At 65.8% G+C, this 517-nt stretch carries 1 pseudogene; it reads right to left on the bottom strand.

The features are described 5' to 3' along the window. A pseudogene (locus AC3EO4_RS55730) lies at positions 1 to 517 on the bottom strand (DNA-directed RNA polymerase subunit beta); the annotation flags it as partial.

Genomic DNA, 517 nt, shown 5'->3' with positions numbered 1-517 from the left:
GGAAAGGATGATCGCGTCTTCGTAGTTGTGGCCTTCCCACGGCATGAACGCCACGAGAAGGTTCTTGCCCAGGGCCATCTCGCCGTTGTCGGTGCAGGGACCGTCGGCGATGACCTGGTTGACCTCGACCCTGTCGCCCTCGGCGACGATGGGCTTCTGGTTGAACGAGGTGCCCTGGTTGGAACGCTTGAACTTGGCGACACGGTAGGTGGTGCGGGTGCCGTCGTCGTTCATGACCGTGACGTAGTCGGCGGAGACCTCCTCGACCACGCCGGCCTTCTCAGCGCTGATGACGTCGCCCGCGTCGGTCGCGGCACGGTACTCCATGCCGGTGCCGACCAGCGGCGCCTCGCTCTTCAGCAGCGGCACGGACTGCCTCTGCATGTTGGAGCCCATGAGCGCGCGGTTGGCGTCGTCGTGCTCCAGGAACGGGATCATCGCGGTCGCGACGGAGACCATCTGGCGCGCGGAGACGTCGACGTAGTCGACCTCCTCGGCACGCGCGAGTTCGGTCTCA

It is taken from the genome of Nonomuraea sp. bgisy101, assembly GCF_057708945.1.
The sequence above is the reverse complement of the archived record's forward strand: the minus strand, read 5'-3'. Positions and strand labels throughout refer to the sequence as shown.